This window comes from Thermoprotei archaeon (assembly GCA_038881895.1).
Classification (GTDB): Archaea; Thermoproteota; Thermoprotei; order Gearchaeales; family WAQG01; genus JAVZOV01.
This window is the reverse complement of record JAVZOV010000001.1, coordinates 333,981-355,580: the sequence shown is the minus strand read 5'-3', so window position 1 is coordinate 355,580 and position 21,600 is coordinate 333,981. Positions and strand designations below refer to the sequence as shown.

Here is a 21,600-nt window from a genome sequence, read left to right as displayed (position 1 = left end):
AAACCTACCCACTCAGAAATCATCCCACAAAACAACCAAAAACCACATTCAATACTTCTTAAACCTATAACTAACAACAACCAAAGTTAATAAAATAAGAACAACAACAAAAACAGACAAAGCAAACAAAACAACATTACCAATATCAGTCTTCACAACCTGAGAAGCCTGTAAAACAATCTTATCCACACGATCCTCAAGCTTACGAGCACTAAGAATCACAACAATATAATCATCAATACTCACAGCAGACCTCAACCTACCCTCCAACAAATTCAACTCATTCTTCACAGCATCCAAATCAGAAACCGAAACACCAGGAACAGCATAAGCACGACCAAGAACAGCCCTAACGCTCCTGATCATACTACTAGCATTCTCAGCCAACAAAGACCTAAGCAAAACCTCACCCTCATTAACACGGCCAATCACAGAACGATACTTCATAACAGCAACAATATAATTACCCCACGTCGAAACATTACCCACACGAACACTCCTATAAGCAACATCGCCAGCAGAAAACTCCCTCCTAGCATCATCCAACAAAGAATCAACACCAGAAAACGTAAGACCCACATAATCCCTAACCTTCTCAACATCAAACTCAAAACCACTCAAGATAACACTCGCATTATACCTCAAACCATCAACAAAACCACCAACAATACTAGGAGTTACAATAACCAAAGAATTCAAAACACCAAAACCATAAGCCAAATCCAAGAGAGCACTAGCGAGATGATCACTAGAGTTCATATTGGAAAAAGAAAACAGACCAAACTCAACGACGGCTCTCTCAACATAACCACGAGCAACAGTAAGATTATGAACAACAGAAGCAAAACCAACACCCTCCATCACAACAGAAGCATTAGCAACCCAAACACTCAACACATTCACCAAATAAACACCAACACCAACCCTAACACTCAAATAATCATAAACCAACCTCACACTATAATTCCACGCCTCCAAACCCAAATCATAAGCAGCAACCAAATACCTCAAACCCAAATCATAACTACCATTCATAACAAAACCAACACCCCTCAAATACAGAGAAGTAGCATTCTCAAGCATAACATCAACAACATCAATGCCAGCAACACCAGCAACCCTCCCACTCACAACAAGGTTCCTCACGCGAGAAAGAACATAATTAACCCTAACAATCAAACCATCAACATCGGAATAACCAAACACACCGGGAACAAATGAAACAAGAAGAACAACCAGCAAAACCAAACCGATAAACCTAGCTAACCTCACAACAAACACCAAACAACGAATACTGCCCTTACATTAATTAACTTTACGTTAAAAGGAAAAGGAAAAAAAGAATTTTTATTTTTTACAGAAAACAACTCTCTTACCTTCTCCTAAATATGAACACTAGAGACACTAGAGACACTAAGAACGTTATTACAACAAGCCACATCGTAGTTTGAGCAGTAGAACTTACACCGCTAGCAACAGAACCAACATTATCAACACTTGTCTTAAGACCACTCACGCCACCCTTTATACTGCTCACATCAGCCTTTATAGTTCCAACGTCAGTCTGTATAGTAGCAACACCGTTCTTCACATCAGTCACAGTGCCCTGTATCGTCCCAACGCTAGTCTTTATAGCAACGACATTATTGCCAACAGCAACAATACTAGCGTTCAAGGCAGGCAGCGTAGCCTTTATAGTTCCAACGTCAGTCTTTATAGTGGCAACAGAACCATCGATGGAGACAACCTTAGCATTCACAGCATTCAGTAAGAACGCAACATCATTCACAGTACTCATTATCGTCCCAACCCTAGTATTTATAGTAGCAACAGTACCCTTCACACTACCAACGTCACCTGCAACACTAGTTACAGTGGCGTTAACACTAGATAACAGTGCCATTAAGTCGTTAACATTAGCCTTTATAGTTCCAACGTCAGTCTTTATGGTAGCAACGTCACCTGCAACGCTCGTTACAGTGGCGTTAACTTTAGATAACAGCGCCATTAAGTTGTCAACCTTAACGCTTATCGCACCGACATTAGTCTTTACAGTAGCAACGTCACCTGCAACACTAGTCAAAACAGCATTAGCACTAGATAACTGCGCAAGAATATCCACTAAACTACCATAGATTACATCACCGCTAGGAGTTACCCAGAACGTTGCATTAGCAAAGAAGCTTGGACTTCCCGTCACATTCCAATCCATCACCGATACAACATGCAAACCAGGCCTAAAACCAGCATCAGTGAACGGGACCAAAAGATCACCAGTACCATTAGCCTTAACAACGTTCATTAGAGAATTATCGACCAGAAGAGCAAATTTCACTGTGGGATCAAGACCAGAACCAGCAATAGTATGCACAGCACCAGTATTACTGAGACCGTCCGACATTATTTTTAACTTCGGCGTAACAGTGAACACTGCACTAGCAATAACACCTGTAAGTGTTGTTGAATTAGTCCCTTGATAACTACTAGTAGCGTTCACACTGTGAGGGCCACCGTAAGTATGAGGCACAGTAAACGTTACCGTGACGTTGAATTTCCCATTAGCACCTGTGGTCGCATTGAAAAGCCACTTATACTCTAGCGTACCATATGTAACATTCTCCCAATACAGATAGATAGCACTGTTTGCTGGGAATCCGTACGCAGTTGCTGTGACAGTAGTACCGACTGGGCCTTTATACGGTGAGAGTATCAACGTTGGTAGAATAGTAAGATTAAAGTAGTATAGAACATTATTACCATCGAGGACTTTAACCATAGCAGGACCACTCGGTAGTTCTGGGACTGTGAACGTTACGTTAAAGAAACCAGTGCCATTAGTGTTTGCGCTCGCAAGGAGCGTAGTTCCTACATATAACTTCACAGGACTATTAGCATAGAAGTACTTACCAGAAACGACAATCTTTCCAAACACTAGGGCTTTGAGGTGAGTAACAGTACCATTGCCATAATATGGCGTTGTTGCGGAATCAATCTGTCTAGTCATTGTTTGATCCCAACTTCTGAATTTAACGAACGCTCTCTGATATTCAGTGAAAGGAACAGTGGCCATTGTTCCATTTGCTCCTATAGTTATAGAATCAGATGGAACGGTGGTGGAATTGCTCACAAATTTTCCTTTCAAATCTGCTATTGGGAATGGTCCGTAAGTGAACATTCCGCTGCTATTAGTTGTGACGTAAGCTATCCTTCCTTTTATGGCATCGGGACTCGTATAGTTTAGTTCTATAATGGAGTTTGGAGGGAATGCTACGCCCTTTACCGTGACTGGTGTTCCTGCACCACCTTTTGATGGTGTTATGAACAATGTTGAGAGAATGTCTACGATCTGTGCGCTTACAGCTACGGACGTTGATGAGCCATCGAAGATTTTAATATACTTGTAATCTTTTGACACGAAGATTGAAATAGGACCGATTAATAATTTGTAAGTAGTACCACTAACAGTACCATAATACGTGTAAAATTTTTCAGATCCTAGTGGCGTGTTAACTATTATAGTTTTGTTTGTGTTTAAATCGGCAACATTAAATGGACCTGCGTATACTTTATCATCGCTACTTAATTGTGAGTAACCATCCTTGCTTATCACAAGAGAAAATTGTGCACCTGAAAACGTGACAAGACTAGTATTCCTATAAAAGATTATTGCGAAATATTTTGCTTTTGTTAGAGGTTTATTATCAACTTTATCTGCGGTGATACTATCAAGTTTCAGTGAAACATTAAAACTAGCTATAGTGACGTTTGATATAGTCAGACTTGGGAAAGATGATGTGTTATTAACTACTCCTAGTAATGGTGCTCCGGTTGATGCGTATACTGGCACTGGTATTTTTGATAGTGTTGTGGAGAGTGCTGGTAGTATTGTTATAAGTATTAGTAGTGTGGTTAGTATTTGGCTTGTTATTTTCTTATTTGTTTTCATAGGTTTTTTCACCTCTAAGGCAAAATTTCTTGTGCGTACAGGTTTATAAATATTTAGGTTTTTTTGAGATTCGGTTTTTTAGAATGTTATGTTCATTGGTTGTTTTATGTATTTTTTATGTATGGATTGTCTGTTTTTGTGTATGTTTTGTGTGTTTTTTCTTGTTTTATGGGGAATGTTTTATCTTTTGATTTGGTTTGTTTTTTTGTGGGGATGTTGGGGGTTGGTTTGGTGTTCTAAAGGTTGTATGGTTGTTTGTGTGTTTCTCTTTTTGTTTTTGGTGTTCTTCGTGGTTGGGGTTGGAGGATTTTTGTTTTAAGGTTTTTGTTGGTTTATTGTTCTTTTGGTTTTTGTTTTAATAAATTAAGGGTTCCGCAGCAGTTCCTGAATGGATAACTTTATGTAACATTTCTTAACACTTATTTACATGACGATTGAGAGGTTGCTGGTATTCATCCTAATACGCTTAGAAAATGGGATAGACAAGGTAAGGTTAAAGTTGTTAGAACTGTTGGTGATAGGAGAAGGATACCTGAGAGTGAAGTTGAACGTTTGATGGGCATTGTTAAACCAAACATGTCTAAAAAGCTGTGATTTATGCTAGAGTTTCCTCTCATGATCAGGAACAGAAAGGGGATTTAGAGAGGCAGAAGCAAAGTTTACCAGATTATGCAAGGTCGAACGGATGTGAAGTTATTGCAGTCTTGGAGGATGTAACAGGGTTCTGAGTTAAGTAGGAATATAGTGAATTGTTGCTTTTATTCCTACTTAACCCTTCCCTCTCGATTAATTCGTTGAGGGCTCTCGGGGAGAACCCAATTCCCCGCATCTGAAGGTTCAACACCGCTACAACATCTCTATCCATTGTTAACCCGCATTCTTCGCACTTCATTATCCTGCCCAGATAGGAAGCCATGCTTCCAGAGCAGGCTGGGCAGGTTTTAGATGAGTTGGCTGGGTTAACGTATTTTGTTGGTAAATTAAGCCATTTAAGCTTGTATTCAAGCATAAACTGAAACGTCCTTGCGTTCCACTTTGAGAGCTTTCTGTTATTTTTCCTTGAGCCGTTGAGGATTCGCCCCTTTACACCTTTCAGGTTTTCAAGTATTGCTCCGCAGTTCTTCTCCTTGAGCTCCCCTGCAACCTGCGTGGTTAGTTTGTGCATGAAGTCTTTAGCCCTATTCTCCTCACGTCTAGAGTACTTCTTGAGGAGCATCTTTGATGTGTTGGGCTTAATCTTAGATAACTTTTGTATCCTCTGCCGCTTAGTTTCATAGGTTCTGTGGATGTGGTAGAGCTCTCTTAAGTCATAGCGCTTGATCTCGCCACCTATGAACGCCGTCACGTTCGTTAAGTTAACGTCAAATGATGCCCACTCATCAGCCTTGAGCTCAACCCTCTTCTTAACTGTAATTATCAACTCCTTCTCAGTCATAAGTAGTCCACCGACTTTATCAAAGTCTCTTGGGATCCACGAACACTCACTCAAGTCAACCTCAAGATAACGTTTGTTCGGTTCAATGCTTACCCTCAGTATACCATCTCTGAAGCTGAAGAGCGTGCTTTTAATATAGACTGTCCTCTTAGTTATCTCAGGAGGCTCCTTCGCCCTCCCCCTATTATATAATGTTATCCAGCCCTTAATCAATCCGATAACGGAGTTCATTGCTGAATCAACGTAGTGTTTGGAGTATCTCCACTCTCGTAGCAGTTCATCCCTAAGCTCTCTCCTATCCTCAGCTTTCAAGTTAAGGTGAGCCTTCTTGGAAATTTTAACGTGTGAGAAGATTACATCTAAAGCCTTCCGCTTAGCTTTGAAGTATTCTTCGATTAAATCTTTTGGAGCTTCTACTGGGATCCTGTAGCTTTTAATTGCTTCCATAATCTCTCAACCTCGCTCCTCGGGTAGCGGAGCTTACCAGTTGGGAGCCTAACTGCTCTAATAATGCCTTTCCTCTGCCACTTCCAGAGCGTTTTAACTGAGATACCGAATATCTTTGCGACATCCTTTGGTCTAAGTAGTTCTTCTTTCATCAAAGAGTTAATAGAGTTAAACAAATATTTAAACCTATCTATTCCAAAACTGCTGACCACGGCGGGCTTAACGAAAATAGAGAGTTCATGAACAAAATTTTTGACATGGTTGAGAAAAGGAAGGTAGGAATTATCATAATAGCTTTCAAGGATAGGCTTGCAAGATTCGGCTTCAAGTACTTGGAGCGTTATTTCGCTTCTCATAATGTAAAAATTGAAGTTGCTAACGGTGACGAGCCTAAAGATGCTTATCGAGAGCTTGTAGAGGATCTCATTGCTTTGGTTTCAAGTTTTGCAGGAAGGCTCTAGGCTCGTAAAGTCAAATGATGAATACTATCTCCACGTTACTTTCAGGAAATGCATTGAAGAAAGAAAAACTTCAGGCTTAATTGGTGTAGATGTCAACGAGAAAAGTATACTTAGCTATCGTTAAACCCAGTGAAGCGTGTAGCTTAGGGACAACTTAGTGATGCGCTCAAACGTGGATACGATTATCGAATATTTAAACATTTCAACAGTTCATCCCAGAAAAAGTTTTAGGCTTTCTTGTCGTTGTTTTGATGTAAGCGTTAATGCTATTATCTGGTGTGTAGTATTCTTATGTGGTGGGGTGGATGGTTGAGGCTTTTGTGTTTGTGAGTGTGGAGCCTGGTAAGATTGATAGGGTTGGGATGGATATAAAGAGGTTTCCTAATGTGATGGAGGTTTTTGCTGTGACGGGGGAGTATGATATAGTTGTTAGGGTTGAGGCTAAGGATTTTGCGGAGCTTTCGAGGATAATTAGAGAGTATATTCCTTCTGTGTCTGGTGTTATAAAAACTTCTACGTCGGTGATTATTGAGAAGTATTAGTGATTTTTGGTTTTGGTTGTGGGGTGGCTTACTGAGTATCCTAGGGAGCGTATTTTTTCTTCTATTCTGTTTATTGTTTCTGGTTCTGGTATTTCTATTAGTAGTTGGACTTCTGCTGATACGGGTTCTAGTTGTGGGTCTATTCTGCTGTGGAAGATGTCTATTATGTTTCCTCTTTCCGATGCTATGATCTCCACTACGTTTTTTAATGTGCCGGGCATGTCTGGTAGTATGCATTTGATTGTTGTGATTCGTTTCATTTGTGCGAGTCCTCGCATTATAACTTTGTAGAGTGTTGTCAGGTCTGCGTTTCCGCCGCTTATCAAAGCGACGACTTTCTTGCTCTTTACGTTTATTTTGTTGTTGAGCAGTGCTGCGACCGATGACGCTCCCGCGCCTTCCGTCACTGTTTTTGCTCTTTCCATGAGGAGTACCATGCTCATGGCTATTTCATCTTCGCTAACGGTAACGATGTCGTCAACTATTTCTGAAACTATCTCGAATGTCAAGTTTCCCGGTTTCTTTGTGAGAAGTCCATCGGCTAGTGATTGTTTTGTCTTTACTTCTACAACGTGACCTTCTTTTAGTGATGCCGTGAATTTTGGTGCGGATTCCGGTTCTACTCCGATGATTTTCACGTTTTTCCTTAGGCTCTTGATTATTGATGCGATGCCTGAGATTAGTCCTCCACCACCGACTGGAACAATTATCACATCAACGTCTGGTAGATCATGGATTATTTCTAATCCTATTGTTCCATTGCCTGCTATTACGTAGGGATCATCGAACGGATGTATGAACACTGAACCAGTTTTGTCAGCAATTTCCAAAGCTTTTCTATAAGATTCATCATAAATTGCGCCGTGGAGCACTACTTCTGCACCGTAAGATTTCGTGGCATTGATTTTTGAGGGGGGCGTTGTGACCGGCATAACGATCGTGGATTTGATGCCTGCCATTGTTGAGGCATAAGCGACTCCTTGAGCATGATTACCTGCAGATGCCGCAATAACACCCCTAGCTTTCTCTTCGGGGCTAAGTTTATGAATCTTATAATATGCACCACGTACTTTGAAAGCACCGGTTTTTTGAAGGTTCTCCAATTTTAAGTATACTTCACCACCGGTCATTCTGCTTAAAGTATTCGACTTATCAAGCGGGGTCTTATAAACAATGTTTTTAAGCACAACCTCAGCGCGTTGAACCTCCTTACCAATATCAGTCCATTTCATTAAGCATCACACTTAATATTAAAATCCTCCCTAAATAATTAATCGCAAGCATTCATGCTACAATAACGTAGAGCAAGTCCATAAAAACATTATTAGCCATGGAGTGTGACAAGATCTTGGTACTATTTGATCACAGCTATGGTCGAACCGGTTACTATTAAAATTCCTCCGATTACGTCACCCAATGTTAAAGGTTCTCTTAGTAAAGTATAACCTAGTAAAGCTACAAATAGAGGGAGCAAATTTGAATATGGGGCAGTAGCGTTTGAACCGATGATTGATGTTGCTTTATTCCACATATAGTATCCCAGTACGCCGGGAGCAATGGCTATCCAGAAAAGAGCGAGAATAACTCCTAGTTTCATAGAAATCAAATTAAGATTTGAAAGCCATGGATATGAGAACAAGAGCGTAAAAGGTATTGAGAGGATGAGTGATGAATACGTGAGGGACGCTCTATCAGAATTGGGATAAAACTTATTCTGAAGGACAGTGTATAGAGCCCAGAGAAAACCAGTGGTGACACCGCCAATCAACCCCAACGTATCGTTAAAACTACCAAGCCTAAGTCCTCTCCAATAAAATAGTAAAAAGGCACCAAGAACAGATAATAAGCTGCCAGTGAATTGGAGTCTTGAGGGTCTCAAGGATTCCACAACAAAACTTAAGGCCATGATTATTACAGGGGTAATGCCATACGCAAAACCAACAAGGGATGCGCTTGTCATGGATAGTGCCCAATAGAACACAAAATTAAAACCCGTAAAACCCACTAGACCTAAAACCATAGACTTCAAACCAGCATACTTAAAAGATTTAAACACAATGCTGGGACCAAAAACTAAAGGATAAAAGATTGCGGCAAGAGTCCATCTGAAAACAGTTATACTAAAAGGATCCATATAACCTGAAAGTAGCCTACCAACAATATTATTGGTAGCCCATAATAAATTACAGGTCACAAGCAATAACAAAGCATAACGATCCAACAAAATCACCTCAACAAATATTACAAAAAGAAAATATAAGATTTGCTCAAGAAAAGTGTTGGAAAGCTTAATAAGGGTTTTCATCAGTGATCTGCATAAAATCTTGGCGCTCTTCTGGCTAAAGTTGGAGGATCCTTCGGATTTATGTGAGTAATCGTAGTAGAGTTTATTTAGTCTAAAATAATATGTATAAATAGCCCGGTCGTCTAGCGGTCAAGGATCCCGGGCTCTGGACCCGGTGACGTGGGTTCGAATCCCACCCGGGCTACCAACAAACTTTCTTATCTTAGGGGTTGGACAGCAGCTTCCAAATAGATAGATTTTTATAGACGTTCATGGATATTTATTTTGATGAGTGTAGAGAAGCATTATACGATGAAGGAAGCCAGTAGAATTCTTGGTGTTAGCGTTAGACGACTTCAGATTTGGGATAAGCAAGGATTAATTAGGTGTATGAGGACGCCTGGGGGTAGGAGGAGAGTACCTGAAGGCGAAATAAAACGCATCCTTGATTTAGGAGAGGAAAGAATTATTGTAGGGTATGCAAGGGTTTCATCTTCAACACAAAAGGATGATTTGGAAAGACAGAAACAACTTATTTCAAGCTACGCTAAAGAGAAAGGTTACGGTGAAATTCAAGTTTTAACGGATATTGGTTCTGGACTTAACGAAGGCAGAAAAAACTTCCTGAAACTCTTAAATATGGTTTCAGAAAGGAAAATATCCAAGCTGATAATCGCTTACGAAGACAGGCTCACAAGATTTGGTATTGAAACTTTAAAGAAAATGTTCACAGTTTTCGGAACAGAAATAGAAGTGATAAACCATGAAGAGAAAACTCCTCATGAAGAGCTTGTGGAAGACTTAATCACCATAGTTGCTCATTTCGCTGGAAAGCTCTACGGCATGAGAAGCCATAAGTATAGGGAGGTTGTTGAAGGTGTCAAGAAGCTTGTTAGTTAAAGCGTACTCAATACCATATAACCTTGAGGTGAACGAGCTTATAGAGGACTACATGCGCATCTTAAACTCTATCTTGGATGACTTATGGAGGAACATTGCATGGGAAAGAAGGGGCAAGAGGCTTATACCGTTTTTGAGGAAGGATAAGGCTTTTAGGAAGTGGCTTAGGGATAAGTATCTTGAGGGGTGGGTTTACTCCAAGCATTACGTGGACTCCGCGATAAAACAGGCTTATTCCGTGCTCGAATCGTGGAGGAAAAGATATCTACGTGGGCGGGCAGGAAGAGGTAGGCCTGAACTGAGGAGGAAGTTCGTTAGAGTTAAGGAAACCCTCTACAGTTACAGGGACGGCGTGCTTAAGGTTTCGATTAAACCCTATGAAGAGAGCGTGACCGTAGATTTGAGGAAGACGTGGTGCTGGGATAGGATAAGGGGTTTAGACCTCGGCGAACTCATACTTAAACAGGACAGGCTCATAGTTACTGTTAGAAAAGAGGTGGAGCTAAAGATTAAAGACCCAATAGCATGGGACGTGAACCTCTTAACCTTAGATGGTTATGACGGTGAAACACACTATTCGATAAGCTTGAAGGAAATTTATACTATCCACAGGACGTACGAGCTGAAGAGGAGGGTCATCCAAAAGCTCCCAGAGAAAACCAGGAAGAGGCTCCTGGAGAAGTACAGTTCAAGGGAGAGAAATAGAGTTAACTATGTACTACACAAGCTGGCTAAGCAGCTATCCAACAGGACAAATATCTTCGAGGACTTGACGAACTTCAAGGAGAGGGTGGCTAGGACGAAGAGTAGAAGTATGAATAGGCAGAACAGCAAGCACAACTACATCAAACTACAAAGGTATGTGGAATACAAATCTGCGTGGAATGGTTATGCTACCATATATGTGAATGCGAAGGGCACCTCGAAGACCTGCTCCAAATGCGGGTACTACAACAAAGACCTAAGGGGAGCAGTCTTCAAGTGCCCAAAATGCGGTTTTATAATCGATAGGCAGAAAAACGCGTCAATAAACATTTGGAAAACGTTCCTTAGGATGTGGGGATTCATGGGTTTTCCCCGAAGGGAGCTAACCCCGATGAGCCCTCCAATGAACCCAGAGGAGGACAAGAGGGATGAGGCTCAAGAACTAAGTATGGATATGTATGGAATCCATACTTAGTTCAGAACCCTATGAAAACAGCTATTAAGGGCGTGATAAGTTTTTCCCATAAAGATCTGAAGATGAATTTAGGAAAAAGTGTAATCATGTCGACATTTTCATTAATGATAATGGATACGGTTTTAGAGAGTGAATATTCATCATGAGAAGTATCACCATCAGTAAACAGAAGTAGACCTCCACTTGAATTTTGATAACCAATATAACAGGCCCAATTTTTTCCAATCCAACCATCAGGTAACGGAGGTTCACGAATAATTTTAATCTCGTCGCTAAACTTTCTTACGATCTCCTCACTTCCATCAGTAGACTCTCCTAGGACAACGATGATCTCTTTCGACTTATACTTAAGGTTAATGAGAGAGGATAAACATTCTTCAATTGTATCAGCTTCATTCTTAACAGGAACAATAATAGATACTAAAGGTCCATTGTCAATAATTTTATTAATCTGTTTTAAGCTTGGTAGATGTCTTATTTTGTTTAAATAAAAACCTAAAGTAAGAAATAATAACAAACCATAAATTCCACCTAATACTTCCCACCAGTACACATCATCCAGAAGTTTGGGGTATAAAATATAGTTACAGTCTTTTTTCTGTTCTGGAGCGCTTTTGATTTAGTTAATGATATATATATTTCTGGAATTATTAGGACGTGTGAAGAGGTGGTGGACCGATATGTTCTCTAGGCCTGAGATGAAAAGAATATTGAGGTTAACAGATGTTGATACGGCTTTGGATCTTGCAATAAACAGTTTTGGTCTTGATCTGACCGTTGAAGATGTTAATGTTGAGCATGCTGTTGGTAGGATTTTGGCTGATAGTATTGTTTCGAATAAGGATTATCCGGAGTTTGATCAAGCGTTTTATGATGGTTATGCTATTCGGAGTGTTGATACAGATCATGTTGAGAGCGGTCTTCCAGTGAGATTAAAGATTGTGGGGCGTATGGATACTAATGATAAACCGGAAAAGATTATTCTGAAATCTGGAGAGGCTGTCTTTACTGTGAGTGGTGCGCCACTACCGCTCGGGGCTGATGCGGTAGTAAGGCTTGAGGAGGCTGAAGTAGATAATGATTACGTAATAATAAAGAGAAGGGTCAACGCAGGTGAGACTGTTGTTATGAAGGGACATGATTTTAAACGTGATGATGTGATTCTGAGTAAAGGGACGTTGTTGAGGCCGCAGGATATAGGTTTGGTGATGGAATTAGGTATTACAAGATTAAAGGTTTATAGAAAAATTAGAACAGGAATAATGTCTGTAGGATCGGATCTTTTAGAGCGCGCTAATAATGGTGTACCTTATCCAGATAATTATTCGCAGATTGTTAAACACTATCTAAAGCTATTTGGCTTTGATGTACAGCATTATGGTATAGTGAGTGATGATAGGGGTGAAATTAGAGAAAGGATTTTAAAAGCTGTGGGAGAGAACGATGCAGTTTTAGTAGTTGGTGGGGTGTCAATTTCAAGTAATGATCTGGTGCCTGATGTAGTTAACGAAATAGGTACGATAGTATTTCACGGTCATCGTATAAGTCCTGGAAAGGTAAGCGGACTTGCGATAGTTAATAAAAAACCTGTGTTCATGATACCTGGACATGTAGGTTCAACGGTTGCAGCACTTTTTCTCATAGTCGTGCCAACGCTGTTCTATAAATTAACTGGTGTTCGTGATCCATACGTAAAAGTAAAAGCAAGGCTAATAGGTGATGTTGAAACAAAACCAGGATCGTACGCATTCAGAACAGTCTCACTTAAATATGTTAATGGTGAGTACGAGGCAAAACCAATATATAAACAGCTTGGGGGATCACCTTTTCTCACATTGTTGGTAGAAGCGAATGGCTTCATTATTGTGAGACCAAAAGATAAACTCTTTGTTGGGGATACTGTTGAAGTAAGGATGTTTTCTCCTATTGAAGCATTAAGAATATATTGATGAGGTGAATGATACAGCATGCATATTTTAGCAATTACTGGAAGGAAAAATAGTGGTAAAACAACATTAATAGAGGAGATCGTAAAGAGATTTTCGCATACTACTAAAATCGCTGTAATTAAGCACATACACCATGAAGGCACAGAATTCGATGTGAAGGGTACAGATACATGGCGAGCAAAGCGTGCAGGAGCATCTATAGTCATAGGATTAGCACCTGATACGCTTTTTGTCAATGCCAAGATGAGTAAACAAAACTTAGAGCTTGCATTGAACATCATAAAAACGATGGACCAAGAAATCAAACTTATACTGCTTGAGGGCTTTTACAGTAAAATAAAAGGACAAATAAATGTTAAAAGAATCATTGTGATAAGAAGTATTGAAGAGATAAGAGAATTGTTGAACGATGAAAACAAACCCCTTGCAATATTCTGTTTGAATTGTGATAATAAAGAAATAAACGGGATACCAGTGTATAATAATATAAATGATATTCTTCTGAAGATTGAGGAGCTTATAAAGGATGTAGAATGATGGATGTCGGTGTTATAGTATTGGCAGGTGGTTATGGTAAAAGGTTTCAGACGAGTGGTCAGTGGGCTGATAAATTACTTGAACTGATTAATGGAAAACCAATGCTCGTAAACGTGATCGATGCACTATCTCAGATTTCACAAGATATTGTCATAACAACAAAACCGGATCGTATTGAAAAATATAAGAGAATAATCAACGCAAAAGAAATTAAAATTATACCGGACGATCCTCCGTTAAAGGTTTCTTTACCACTAGTTGGCATCAATGCTGGAATCCAACACCTTCAAAACGAATACATACTTCTTGTAGCAGGGGATATGCCCTTTATAAAACCAGAATTAATAAAAATCTTAATCAATAATGTGTCTCAGAATGATGTGACAGTACCTATATTCTGTAACGGAATCACACAACCACTTCTAGCCATCTACAGATATAATTATGTTTATAAAATCATAAAAACAATATTAAGAAAGAAACAAAAAAGGGTGACAGATTTAATAAGAGGTGCTTATACCATAGGATTCATACTAGAAGATGAAATGAGAAGTGTAGATCCTGAACTGAAATCCTTAATAAGTATAAACAGACCAGAAGAAATAAAAAAACAAACGATAAAACAAGTGCCTAACACGATTAAAATTCGTAGAATTATATACAAAGATCCACATCCATACTGGAAGGCATTAAATGCATACCTGGAACGTTCATACCAAAAAGCTGCATTATTATTCGTTGAAGAATCAAGAATGTTTAGAAAATATGGAGTAACACACTTAGAATTACACGCACTCTACGATGCATTAAACGCTTACCGAGAAATAGGAAAAGAATTACCGGAAATCAATCAAAGGGTTTGTGATCTTACAAGAATAATAAAAGAGGTAGGGTAGAAAATTTTTAAAGTTATGAGAGAGAACTGACTATTTCATTTATTATCTTCTTGATTTGTTTCTTTATTTGTTGTGTGTTGGTTTGTGTTATTGTGTAGTTTATTTTTATTCCTTGTTGTTGTGCGTATTGGGCAATTCTTTGACTTATTGATATTGTAGTTATGTTTTCTGAGTTTTCTATGATATTTTTTATTGAGTTTATGATCGATATCGACGTGAACACGAGTATGTTTGTGTGACCTCTTTGTTCTAGGAATTTTTTGAGCTTTTTTATGTTTTGTTTGTATGGTTTGATTGTGTAGAGTTTAAATATTTGACTGTTTGCTATGTTTGTTCTTATCCATTCTTCTAGTTTTGGGTTTATTTGATCTGATGAGTAAGTTGCAGTTGGTTGCGTTGGTTTTAGTTGTTGTAGAAGTTTTATGATTCCTTGTGTGTTATGTTGTTCTGGTGTTTTAACGTTTTTTACGTGGTATTTTTTGAGCATGTTTGCTGTTGCCGTTCCTATTCCTATTGAGTTTTTTATTATTTTATGTTTATATTGTTCTAGTTCTTTAAGTGCTGTTTTTACTGCTGTTTTACTCGTGTATATGTTGTATTGTGGCGTGAATGTTTGCAGTATCTGTTTTGTTCTCTGTATTTCTTGTTTGAGTTTTGTTGTTTTTATTATTGGTAGTTTGATAAGTTGTATGTTCGGGTTCTCGATTTTTTTGAGTTCTTTTTCTATGTTTTGTGATGTTTCTGGTGTTCCAAGTAGGAATATTCTGATCATTTCTCTTTGCACCATGCAAGTGTTTTGTGAAGTTGTGCTACTTTTCCTATTACTATGACGGCTGGTGGTTTTATTTTATGTTTTTTGAGCGTTTCTTCTACTTCTTGGAGCGTTGTGATTATTGTTTTTTGTCTTTTTGTTGTTGCACTTTGTATGATTGCCAGTGGTGTTTGTGGTGCTAGTCCCGTGTCAAGGGCTTGTTTTATGATCTCTTGTATTGTTGATATTCCCATGAGTATGACTGTTGTGTCTACTGCTTTAAGTATTTGTTGTAAATTTAGTGGTTTGTTTTCTTTTCTATGTCCTGTGACTATTGCTACTGATGATGCGTAATTTCTGTGTGTGAGTGGTATTCCTGCATACTCTGGTGCTGCGATCGCTGATGTAATTCCTGGTATGATTTCATACTCTATCCCTGCCTCTTTAAGTGCTTCGCATTCCTCTCCTCCTCTTCCGAAAATGAATGGATCTCCATTTTTCAACCTGACCACTATATTGTGTTCTTTTGCTTTCTGTATCATGAGTTTGTTTATCTCTTCTTGTTTGTAAGCGTCTCCGTGTGTTTTTCCTACGTATATGAACTCTTTTGCTTGTCTTGCATGTTTTAGGATTTTGGAATTCACAAGTCTGTCATATATTACTACATCTGCTCTTCTGAGTATTTTTATTGCTTTAAGTGTAATGAGTTCTGAATCTCCTGGTCCTGCGCCTATTATATATACTTTTCCCATGATATTTGCCTCCATTGCTTTATGATTTCTTCCCCGCCTCTATCAGCAAATTCTTTTGTAGTGTTTTCTATTATTTTGTTTGGATTGTTGTCTTGCACCTTTATTAGTATTCTCTTTTTATAATCTGGCGAGATGAGTGATGTGATGAGTGTTATCCTGTTATCTATTATGTTTGCATATACTCCTAATGGTGTTTTGCATCCAGCTTGGAGTTTCTCTAGTATTTTTCTCTCTATTGTTGTTTCTGTGAGTGTTTTGTGATCTGTAATTTTGTTTAATATGTTTATTAATCGTGTGTTATCCTTTCTTGTCACTACTGCTAATGCTCCTTGTCCTGCTGCTGGTGTAATGAGTTCTGGTCCTAGTCTCTGGTAGTGATAATTTATGTTAAGTCTGTTTAATCCTGCCTCAGCTATTAGTAAAGCGTCCACTTTTCCCTCCTCTAGTTTCCTTATTCTCGTGTCAATGTTTCCTCTAATTGGTTGCGTGTTTATGTCCGGCCTTAGGTATTTTATATGTGTAACTCTTCTTAAGCTACTTGTTCCTATTGTTGTGTTCGGTTTCAATTTTTCTATTGTTGTGTTATCTCTTGTTATGAGTATGTCGAATGGACTTTTCCTTGGTGGCACCGCTGCTATTATGAGCTGTTCTGGTACGTCTGTTGGATAGTCCTTCATGCTGTGTACTGCAAGGTCAATTTCACCATTAATTAATTGATGGTCTATTTCTTTTTCAAATATTCCCTTTGTTGACATACTGTACAGTGGTGTTTGAGTATCAATATCACCTTTTGTTTTGATTACCTTTATTTGAAGTTGAATCTCAGGGTCTATTTTCTTGAGAGCCTCTACTACCTCATTGGTTTGTATTAAGGATAGTTTACTTCCTCTCGTTCCTACTATTAGCTTCATTTAAAGATCTCACCTATTGTTTGTGCTATTGTGTTCGTGGTTTTTTCTATGTCTTGTAATGTATGTGCTGTAGAAAGGAAGCAGGTTTCGAATTGGGATGGTGGTATAAAGATTCCTTGCTTGAGAAGTTTCGCGTGATATTTCATGAAGAGTTCAGTGTTTGATGTAAGCGCGTCATCGTACGTGCTCACTAGCTTGTCTGTAAAGAAGATTTGAAACATTGATTCCAATGTGTTTATTGTTACCGGTAATTTTTTATCGTGTACGAATTCTCTTATTGGTTTTATAAGTTTTTGTGTGTTTTGTCTCAGTATTTGGTATATGTGCTTATTATTTACTATGTATTCTATTGACGCTAATGCCGCTGTTGTTGACACCGTATTTCCGCTATACGTTCCAGCCTGGTATACTTTGCCTTGTGGAGCTAAATTTCTCATGATCTCGCTCCTTCCTCCAAATGCCGAGATTGGGAATCCTCCCCCTAATATTTTTCCTAGCGTTGTTAAATCTGGTTTTATACCATAATATTCCTGTGCTCCTCCTGGCGCCAATCTAAAACCCGTCACTATCTCATCGAATATGAGCATGGCACCTGTATTATCAGCTATTTCTCTTACTGATTTGAGGAATTCGATGTTCGGTAGTATGAGTCCAACGTTTGCCATTACTGGTTCTAGGATTATTGCAGCTAAGTCATCCCTGTATTCCCTTGCAAGCTTTTCTGTAAGTTCTATATCGTTAAACCGTGATACTAATGTATGCTTTGCAGTATCCTCTAAGACTCCTAGACTTGACGGTATTCCGAATGTTAATGCTCCCGAACCAGCTTTCACTAGTACTGCATCATGTGACCCATGGAAACAACCTGCAAATTTAATTATTTTTCTTTTATTAGTATAACCCCTTGCTAACCTTATAGCATGCATTGTTGCCTCCGTTCCTGAATTCGCTAATCGCACCATTTCTATTGAGGGATATAACTCCCTTATTTTCTCTGCTAAGATTATTTCATTTTCTGTTGGTGCTCCGTACAGTACTCCATTTTCTAACACATTCTTTACCTTTTCTATTATGAAATCTGGTTTATGACCATAGAGCAGTGCACCATAACCCATCACGTAATCTATGTATTCATTATTATCAACGTCTATTAGTTTTGAACCCTGTGCTCTTGAAACAAAAAACGGGTATGGTTGAAATGCTCTCACTGGACTGTTTACACCACCAGGTATGAGTGTCTTTGCTTTTTCATATAATTTATGGGATCTCTCCATTTTTCAACCATCCCGCGTAGTCCTTTGCAAAATAAGTGATTATGATATCTGCTCCTGCCCGTTTTATTGCCGTAAGCATCTCCCACACTGCTACTTTTTCATTTATGAAATTATTTTGTGCAGCAAGTTTAATCATTGTATATTCTCCGCTTACATTATACGCTGCGATCGGGACGTTAAATCGCTCTTTCGCTGATTTTATTATATCTAAATACCAGAGTGCTGGTTTTACCATTACTATATCAGCACCTTCTTTAATATCTAATTCAATTTCTCTCAGTGCTTCTTTTGCATTTCTTGGGTCCATTTGATAACTTCTCCTATCCCCAAACTGTGGTGCTGAACTAGCGGCCTCTCTAAATGGTCCATAGAGTGTTGAAGCATGTTTTGCAGAGTATCCCATTATTGCAACATCCTTATAACCAGCCTCATCAAGTGCTTCTCTGATCGCTTTAACTTGACCATCCATCATTGCTGATGGTGCTACCATATCAACACCAGCTTCAGCATAACTCAATGACACCTTTGCTAAAACTTTTAACGTTTCATCATTATCCACATAAAGTTCTCCTGTATGAGGCCCTCGCTCCGCCTTTTTTATTATTCCACAATGTCCGTGCGTTGTGTACTCGCATGTACAGACATCAGCCACTATCACTATTTGATCCCCGTATTCTTTCCTTAGCAATCTTATAGTTCTCTGAACAACACCTTGAGGATCATAATCAGAGGTAGCATGTTCATCCTTATGTAACGGTATTCCAAAGAGCAATACTGATCTTATCCCTAGCTCTAACAATTCTCTTACCTCATTAACTAACGCATTTATTGAAAATCTATACTGACCTGGCATTGTTGTGATCGATTCTTTTCCCTCCAACCCCTCTTTCACAAAGAAAGGCATTATAAGCTGTGACGGATTAACATAAGTCTCAGCTATAAGGTTCCGTAAAACCTTTGATAAACGTAATCTTCGCATCCGAGTTGTAGGAAACACATCCAACTGAAACACCTAAATAAGGAAATGCTCACTAATGGTATAAACATTTGCGTTTAAAAATATGCAAATAAATCACCAAAACATAACAACAAGTTATACTCTCCTTAAACTAAAGAAGAGCTTTTTATTTCTCAATCTTAAAGTTTCATCATGCCAAGTCCTGGACATTGTCAAGGATGTTATTGAACTGAGTGTGTGGCTCATAACCAGCTTGATAATTATATAACATGTTTGAAGTTTTGTGTCTACTTAGGTATGTCGACAATTTGTCCTAGAGGACTTTTTTGTTGAATTCTTCTGCAAAAGTTTAATTAGAGGTGTGCATTCTATGGTTTGAGTTTCTATGATGCCTAAGTTTATGGATAAGATTACGCGTAATGAGCCAACTTATGGTACATGGATAACCATGGCTTATCCTGAGATTGTTGAGGCTCTTTCTTACTTACCTTTTGATTGGTTTGTGTTCGATATGGAGCATGCACCGTTAACTATTAGAGATATTGAATTCCTCATGATGGCTATTAAAAATAATACAATCGCACCCATTGTTAGAGTTCCATGGAACGATTTTGTAGTGATAAAACAAGCATTAGACATAGGAGCACAAGGGTTAATCGTCCCCTACGTTAATAATAAGGATGAAGCGGTAAGAGTTATAAAAGCTACAAGGTATCCACCAGAGGGTATCAGAGGTGTAGGACCTAGAAGATGCGCAAACTATGGTTTCACAAATGTGAAGGAATATTTTAAGCAAGCGAACAAAGAAATCATAGTGATTGTTCAGATAGAAACTGTGGAAGCTGTGGAGAACGTCGATGAGATACTCCCAGTCGATGGTATAAATGGGGTTTTTATAGGACCAAATGATCTCTCAGCATCATTAGGAATTTTTAGAGAATTCGATAACCCAAGATACATTAATGCACTTAACAAAGTACTTAATGCAGCAAAATCCATGAATAAAATCGCAGGTATAATGGCCCAAAGCACAGATGATGCGTTAAGCAAGACTAAAAAGGGTTTCAATTTCATATCACTGTCACATGACCTCAGTTATCTAATAAAAGGATACACTGATGCATTCAAAACGCTCGGGCGACTCACCTAATTGAACATTCTTAATAATAGATATAGTTCATTAGTAATGTTTATTTTGTTGCTAGAGTACAAAATATTAGGTGTTTTAAAATGATTGTTGAGATAAAAATTCCTGAAGAGATTTGGCCAAGGAGGTCTGATTGGAATGGACGTGTTATTTCAATAAGTAAGAAACCAGGGGATAGAGTAGTCAAAGGGGAAGTGATTGCGGAAGTTGAAACTGAGAAGGTTGTTTTAGGCATAGAATCACCGTATGATGGGAATGTTGTTAAGGTTATGATTGCTGAAGGTGATCTTGTTAAACCAGGTTCATTGATCGCATTAATAGAAAGATCCTAAATAGGTGAGAGCTTCTTGCTTACGAACAATAAGGCAACGGTCAGAGTAACGATCAATGAAGATTATTTAAAAGTTCTAAAAACAATAAATGATGTTGGTCTAAGAACGGTGTGCGAAGAAGCGCTCTGTCCAAACATAATGGAATGTTGGGGCATGGGTACAGCAACATTCATGATAATGGGTAGTATATGTACACGAGGATGTAGATTTTGTTATGTAATGAAAGGGCGCCCAATGCTACTCGACAATGACGAACCAATGAAAGTAGCATTAGCAGTCAAAAAAATGAATCTCGATTATGTTACACTAACTTCTGTAGATAGGGATGATTTATTAGATGGTGGAGCAGAACACTTTGCAAAAACAATAAAAGCAATCAAAGAACTCAATTCAACGATCATAGTCGAGGCATTAATACCAGACTTTCGAGGAGAGCATCAAAGTATTAAAAAAGTTATAGATGCGCGTGTAGATGTGTTGGCGCACAACATCGAAACTGTAGAAAGACTAACTCCATTGGTAAGAGATAGAAGAGCTAGCTACCAACAAAGCCTGAAAGTGTTAAAGATAGCAAAAGAACTTAACCCAACGCTTATCACGAAATCATCCATACTACTTGGGCTAGGAGAAACATATGAGGAACTAATTGAGACAATGAAAGATCTAAGAAAAGTTAAGGTCGATATATTAGTACTCTCACAGTACATGAGACCAAGCACTAAACAATTACCAGTACATAAATATTATACACAGAATGAGTTCAAAACATTACAAAACGAAGCTCTCAAACTAGGCTTTACGTATGTAGTCGCATCACCATTAGCAAGAACATCATACAAAGCAAAAGATGCATACCTCAGCGCAATAAAAAATCAACAAACACTTATTCGTTGATCAG

Annotated in this window: 23 protein-coding genes and 1 tRNA gene; 12 read left to right on the top strand and 12 right to left on the bottom strand. The window is 38.6% G+C overall.

All coding sequences use genetic code 11. The features are described 5' to 3' along the window. Positions 1–48: 48 nt before the first annotated feature. The gene (locus QW128_01860) at positions 49–1,272 is read right to left on the bottom strand and encodes a hypothetical protein (GenBank protein MEM3832332.1); all 1,224 of its coding nucleotides are present in this window, start codon (positions 1,270–1,272) and stop codon (positions 49–51) included. A gap of 100 nt (positions 1,273–1,372) precedes the next feature. Further along, complete coding sequence (locus tag QW128_01855; protein MEM3832331.1) at positions 1,373–3,946, bottom strand: hypothetical protein; 2,574 nt, start codon at positions 3,944–3,946, stop codon at positions 1,373–1,375. 427 nt (positions 3,947–4,373) lie between these two features. Between QW128_01855 and QW128_01850 the strand changes: the two genes are divergently transcribed. Then, positions 4,374–4,502 carry a hypothetical protein gene (locus QW128_01850; GenBank protein ID MEM3832330.1) on the top strand — a complete coding sequence of 43 codons (129 nt, stop codon included), beginning with the start codon at positions 4,374–4,376 and terminating at the stop codon, positions 4,500–4,502. A gap of 111 nt (positions 4,503–4,613) precedes the next feature. Here QW128_01850 and QW128_01845 read toward each other — a convergent pair whose 3' ends face one another. Together QW128_01845 and QW128_01840 are read right to left on the bottom strand one after the other, a co-directional pair. Beyond that, entirely contained in the window at positions 4,614–5,828 is a 1,215-nt protein-coding gene (locus QW128_01845) for a transposase (protein ID MEM3832329.1), read from the bottom strand. Next, positions 5,795–5,980 carry a helix-turn-helix domain-containing protein gene (locus tag QW128_01840; protein MEM3832328.1) on the bottom strand — a complete coding sequence of 62 codons (186 nt, stop codon included), beginning with the start codon at positions 5,978–5,980 and terminating at the stop codon, positions 5,795–5,797. The genes QW128_01845 and QW128_01840 overlap by 34 nt, the downstream gene beginning before the upstream one ends. 87 nt (positions 5,981–6,067) lie before the next feature. On the opposite strand from QW128_01840, the gene QW128_01835 reads away from it, so the two are divergent. Next, positions 6,068–6,289, top strand: coding sequence for a hypothetical protein (locus QW128_01835; protein ID MEM3832327.1), 222 nt, complete (start codon positions 6,068–6,070; stop codon positions 6,287–6,289). 305 nt (positions 6,290–6,594) lie between these two features. Then, a complete protein-coding gene (locus QW128_01830) occupies positions 6,595–6,831 on the top strand; it encodes an Lrp/AsnC ligand binding domain-containing protein (GenBank protein ID MEM3832326.1) in 237 nt (78 codons plus the stop codon). Here QW128_01830 and ilvA read toward each other — a convergent pair. Both ilvA and QW128_01820 read right to left on the bottom strand, forming a co-directional pair. Next, positions 6,828–8,063 (bottom strand): threonine ammonia-lyase, encoded by a 1,236-nt coding sequence (gene ilvA / locus QW128_01825; GenBank protein MEM3832325.1) that lies wholly within the window; start codon positions 8,061–8,063, stop codon positions 6,828–6,830. The genes QW128_01830 and ilvA overlap by 4 nt on opposite strands. Positions 8,064–8,185: 122 nt before the next feature. Then, the gene (locus QW128_01820) at positions 8,186–9,052 is read right to left on the bottom strand and encodes an EamA family transporter (protein MEM3832324.1); all 867 of its coding nucleotides are present in this window, start codon (positions 9,050–9,052) and stop codon (positions 8,186–8,188) included. Positions 9,053–9,247: 195 nt separating this feature from the next. Between QW128_01820 and QW128_01815 the strand changes: the two genes are divergently transcribed. The 3 genes from QW128_01815 to QW128_01805 all read left to right on the top strand — a co-directional run bounded on the left by QW128_01815 (position 9,248) and on the right by QW128_01805 (position 11,195). Beyond that, a tRNA-Gln gene (locus QW128_01815) sits at positions 9,248–9,323 on the top strand. Positions 9,324–9,403: 80 nt separating this feature from the next. Next, positions 9,404–10,015, top strand: a complete 612-nt coding sequence (locus tag QW128_01810; protein ID MEM3832323.1) for an IS607 family transposase — start codon at positions 9,404–9,406, stop codon at positions 10,013–10,015. Then, positions 9,993–11,195 carry a zinc ribbon domain-containing protein gene (locus QW128_01805; GenBank protein MEM3832322.1) on the top strand — a complete coding sequence of 401 codons (1,203 nt, stop codon included), beginning with the start codon at positions 9,993–9,995 and terminating at the stop codon, positions 11,193–11,195. The genes QW128_01810 and QW128_01805 overlap by 23 nt, the downstream gene beginning before the upstream one ends. 1 nt (position 11,196) lies before the next feature. On the opposite strand, the gene QW128_01800 is transcribed toward QW128_01805, so the two are convergent. Beyond that, positions 11,197–11,748, bottom strand: a complete 552-nt coding sequence (locus QW128_01800) for a glycosyltransferase family 2 protein (GenBank protein ID MEM3832321.1) — start codon at positions 11,746–11,748, stop codon at positions 11,197–11,199. Positions 11,749–11,854: 106 nt separating this feature from the next. On the opposite strand from QW128_01800, the gene QW128_01795 reads away from it, so the two are divergent. Genes QW128_01795 through QW128_01785 form a run of 3 tightly spaced genes read left to right on the top strand, consistent with a single transcriptional unit; the run spans position 11,855 to position 14,577 of the window. Further along, a complete protein-coding gene (locus QW128_01795; GenBank protein MEM3832320.1) occupies positions 11,855–13,144 on the top strand; it encodes a molybdopterin molybdotransferase MoeA in 1,290 nt (429 codons plus the stop codon). Between the two features lie 18 nt (positions 13,145–13,162). Beyond that, on the top strand, positions 13,163–13,681 hold the full coding sequence (gene mobB, locus QW128_01790; GenBank protein ID MEM3832319.1) for a molybdopterin-guanine dinucleotide biosynthesis protein B: 519 nt from the start codon (positions 13,163–13,165) through the stop codon (positions 13,679–13,681). Then, positions 13,681–14,577, top strand: a complete 897-nt coding sequence (locus QW128_01785; protein ID MEM3832318.1) for a molybdenum cofactor guanylyltransferase — start codon at positions 13,681–13,683, stop codon at positions 14,575–14,577. Before mobB ends, QW128_01785 begins: the two co-directional genes overlap by 1 nt. 13 nt (positions 14,578–14,590) lie before the next feature. Here QW128_01785 and QW128_01780 read toward each other — a convergent pair whose 3' ends face one another. From QW128_01780 to hemB, 5 genes are read right to left on the bottom strand one after another with little or no spacing between them, the layout of a single operon-like run. After that, complete coding sequence (locus QW128_01780; GenBank protein ID MEM3832317.1) at positions 14,591–15,349, bottom strand: uroporphyrinogen-III synthase; 759 nt, start codon at positions 15,347–15,349, stop codon at positions 14,591–14,593. Further along, positions 15,346–16,080: a uroporphyrinogen-III C-methyltransferase gene (cobA, locus tag QW128_01775; GenBank protein ID MEM3832316.1), complete on the bottom strand. Its 735-nt coding sequence runs from the start codon at positions 16,078–16,080 to the stop codon at positions 15,346–15,348. The genes QW128_01780 and cobA overlap by 4 nt, the downstream gene beginning before the upstream one ends. After that, complete coding sequence (gene hemC / locus QW128_01770) at positions 16,062–16,991, bottom strand: hydroxymethylbilane synthase (GenBank protein MEM3832315.1); 930 nt, start codon at positions 16,989–16,991, stop codon at positions 16,062–16,064. Before hemC ends, cobA begins: the two co-directional genes overlap by 19 nt. Then, positions 16,988–18,265: a glutamate-1-semialdehyde 2,1-aminomutase gene (gene hemL / locus QW128_01765; GenBank protein MEM3832314.1), complete on the bottom strand. Its 1,278-nt coding sequence runs from the start codon at positions 18,263–18,265 to the stop codon at positions 16,988–16,990. Before hemL ends, hemC begins: the two co-directional genes overlap by 4 nt. After that, complete coding sequence (hemB, locus tag QW128_01760; protein MEM3832313.1) at positions 18,249–19,244, bottom strand: porphobilinogen synthase; 996 nt, start codon at positions 19,242–19,244, stop codon at positions 18,249–18,251. The genes hemL and hemB overlap by 17 nt, the downstream gene beginning before the upstream one ends. Before the next feature lie 364 nt (positions 19,245–19,608). Between hemB and QW128_01755 the strand changes: the two genes are divergently transcribed. The 3 genes from QW128_01755 (at position 19,609) to lipA (ending at position 21,596) form a co-directional block, all read left to right on the top strand. Beyond that, complete coding sequence (locus QW128_01755) at positions 19,609–20,373, top strand: aldolase/citrate lyase family protein (protein MEM3832312.1); 765 nt, start codon at positions 19,609–19,611, stop codon at positions 20,371–20,373. Between the two features lie 80 nt (positions 20,374–20,453). Then, entirely contained in the window at positions 20,454–20,702 is a 249-nt protein-coding gene (locus QW128_01750) for a biotin/lipoyl-containing protein (GenBank protein MEM3832311.1), read from the top strand. Between the two features lie 15 nt (positions 20,703–20,717). After that, positions 20,718–21,596, top strand: a complete 879-nt coding sequence (gene lipA, locus QW128_01745) for a lipoyl synthase (protein ID MEM3832310.1) — start codon at positions 20,718–20,720, stop codon at positions 21,594–21,596. Positions 21,597–21,600: the final 4 nt, after the last annotated feature.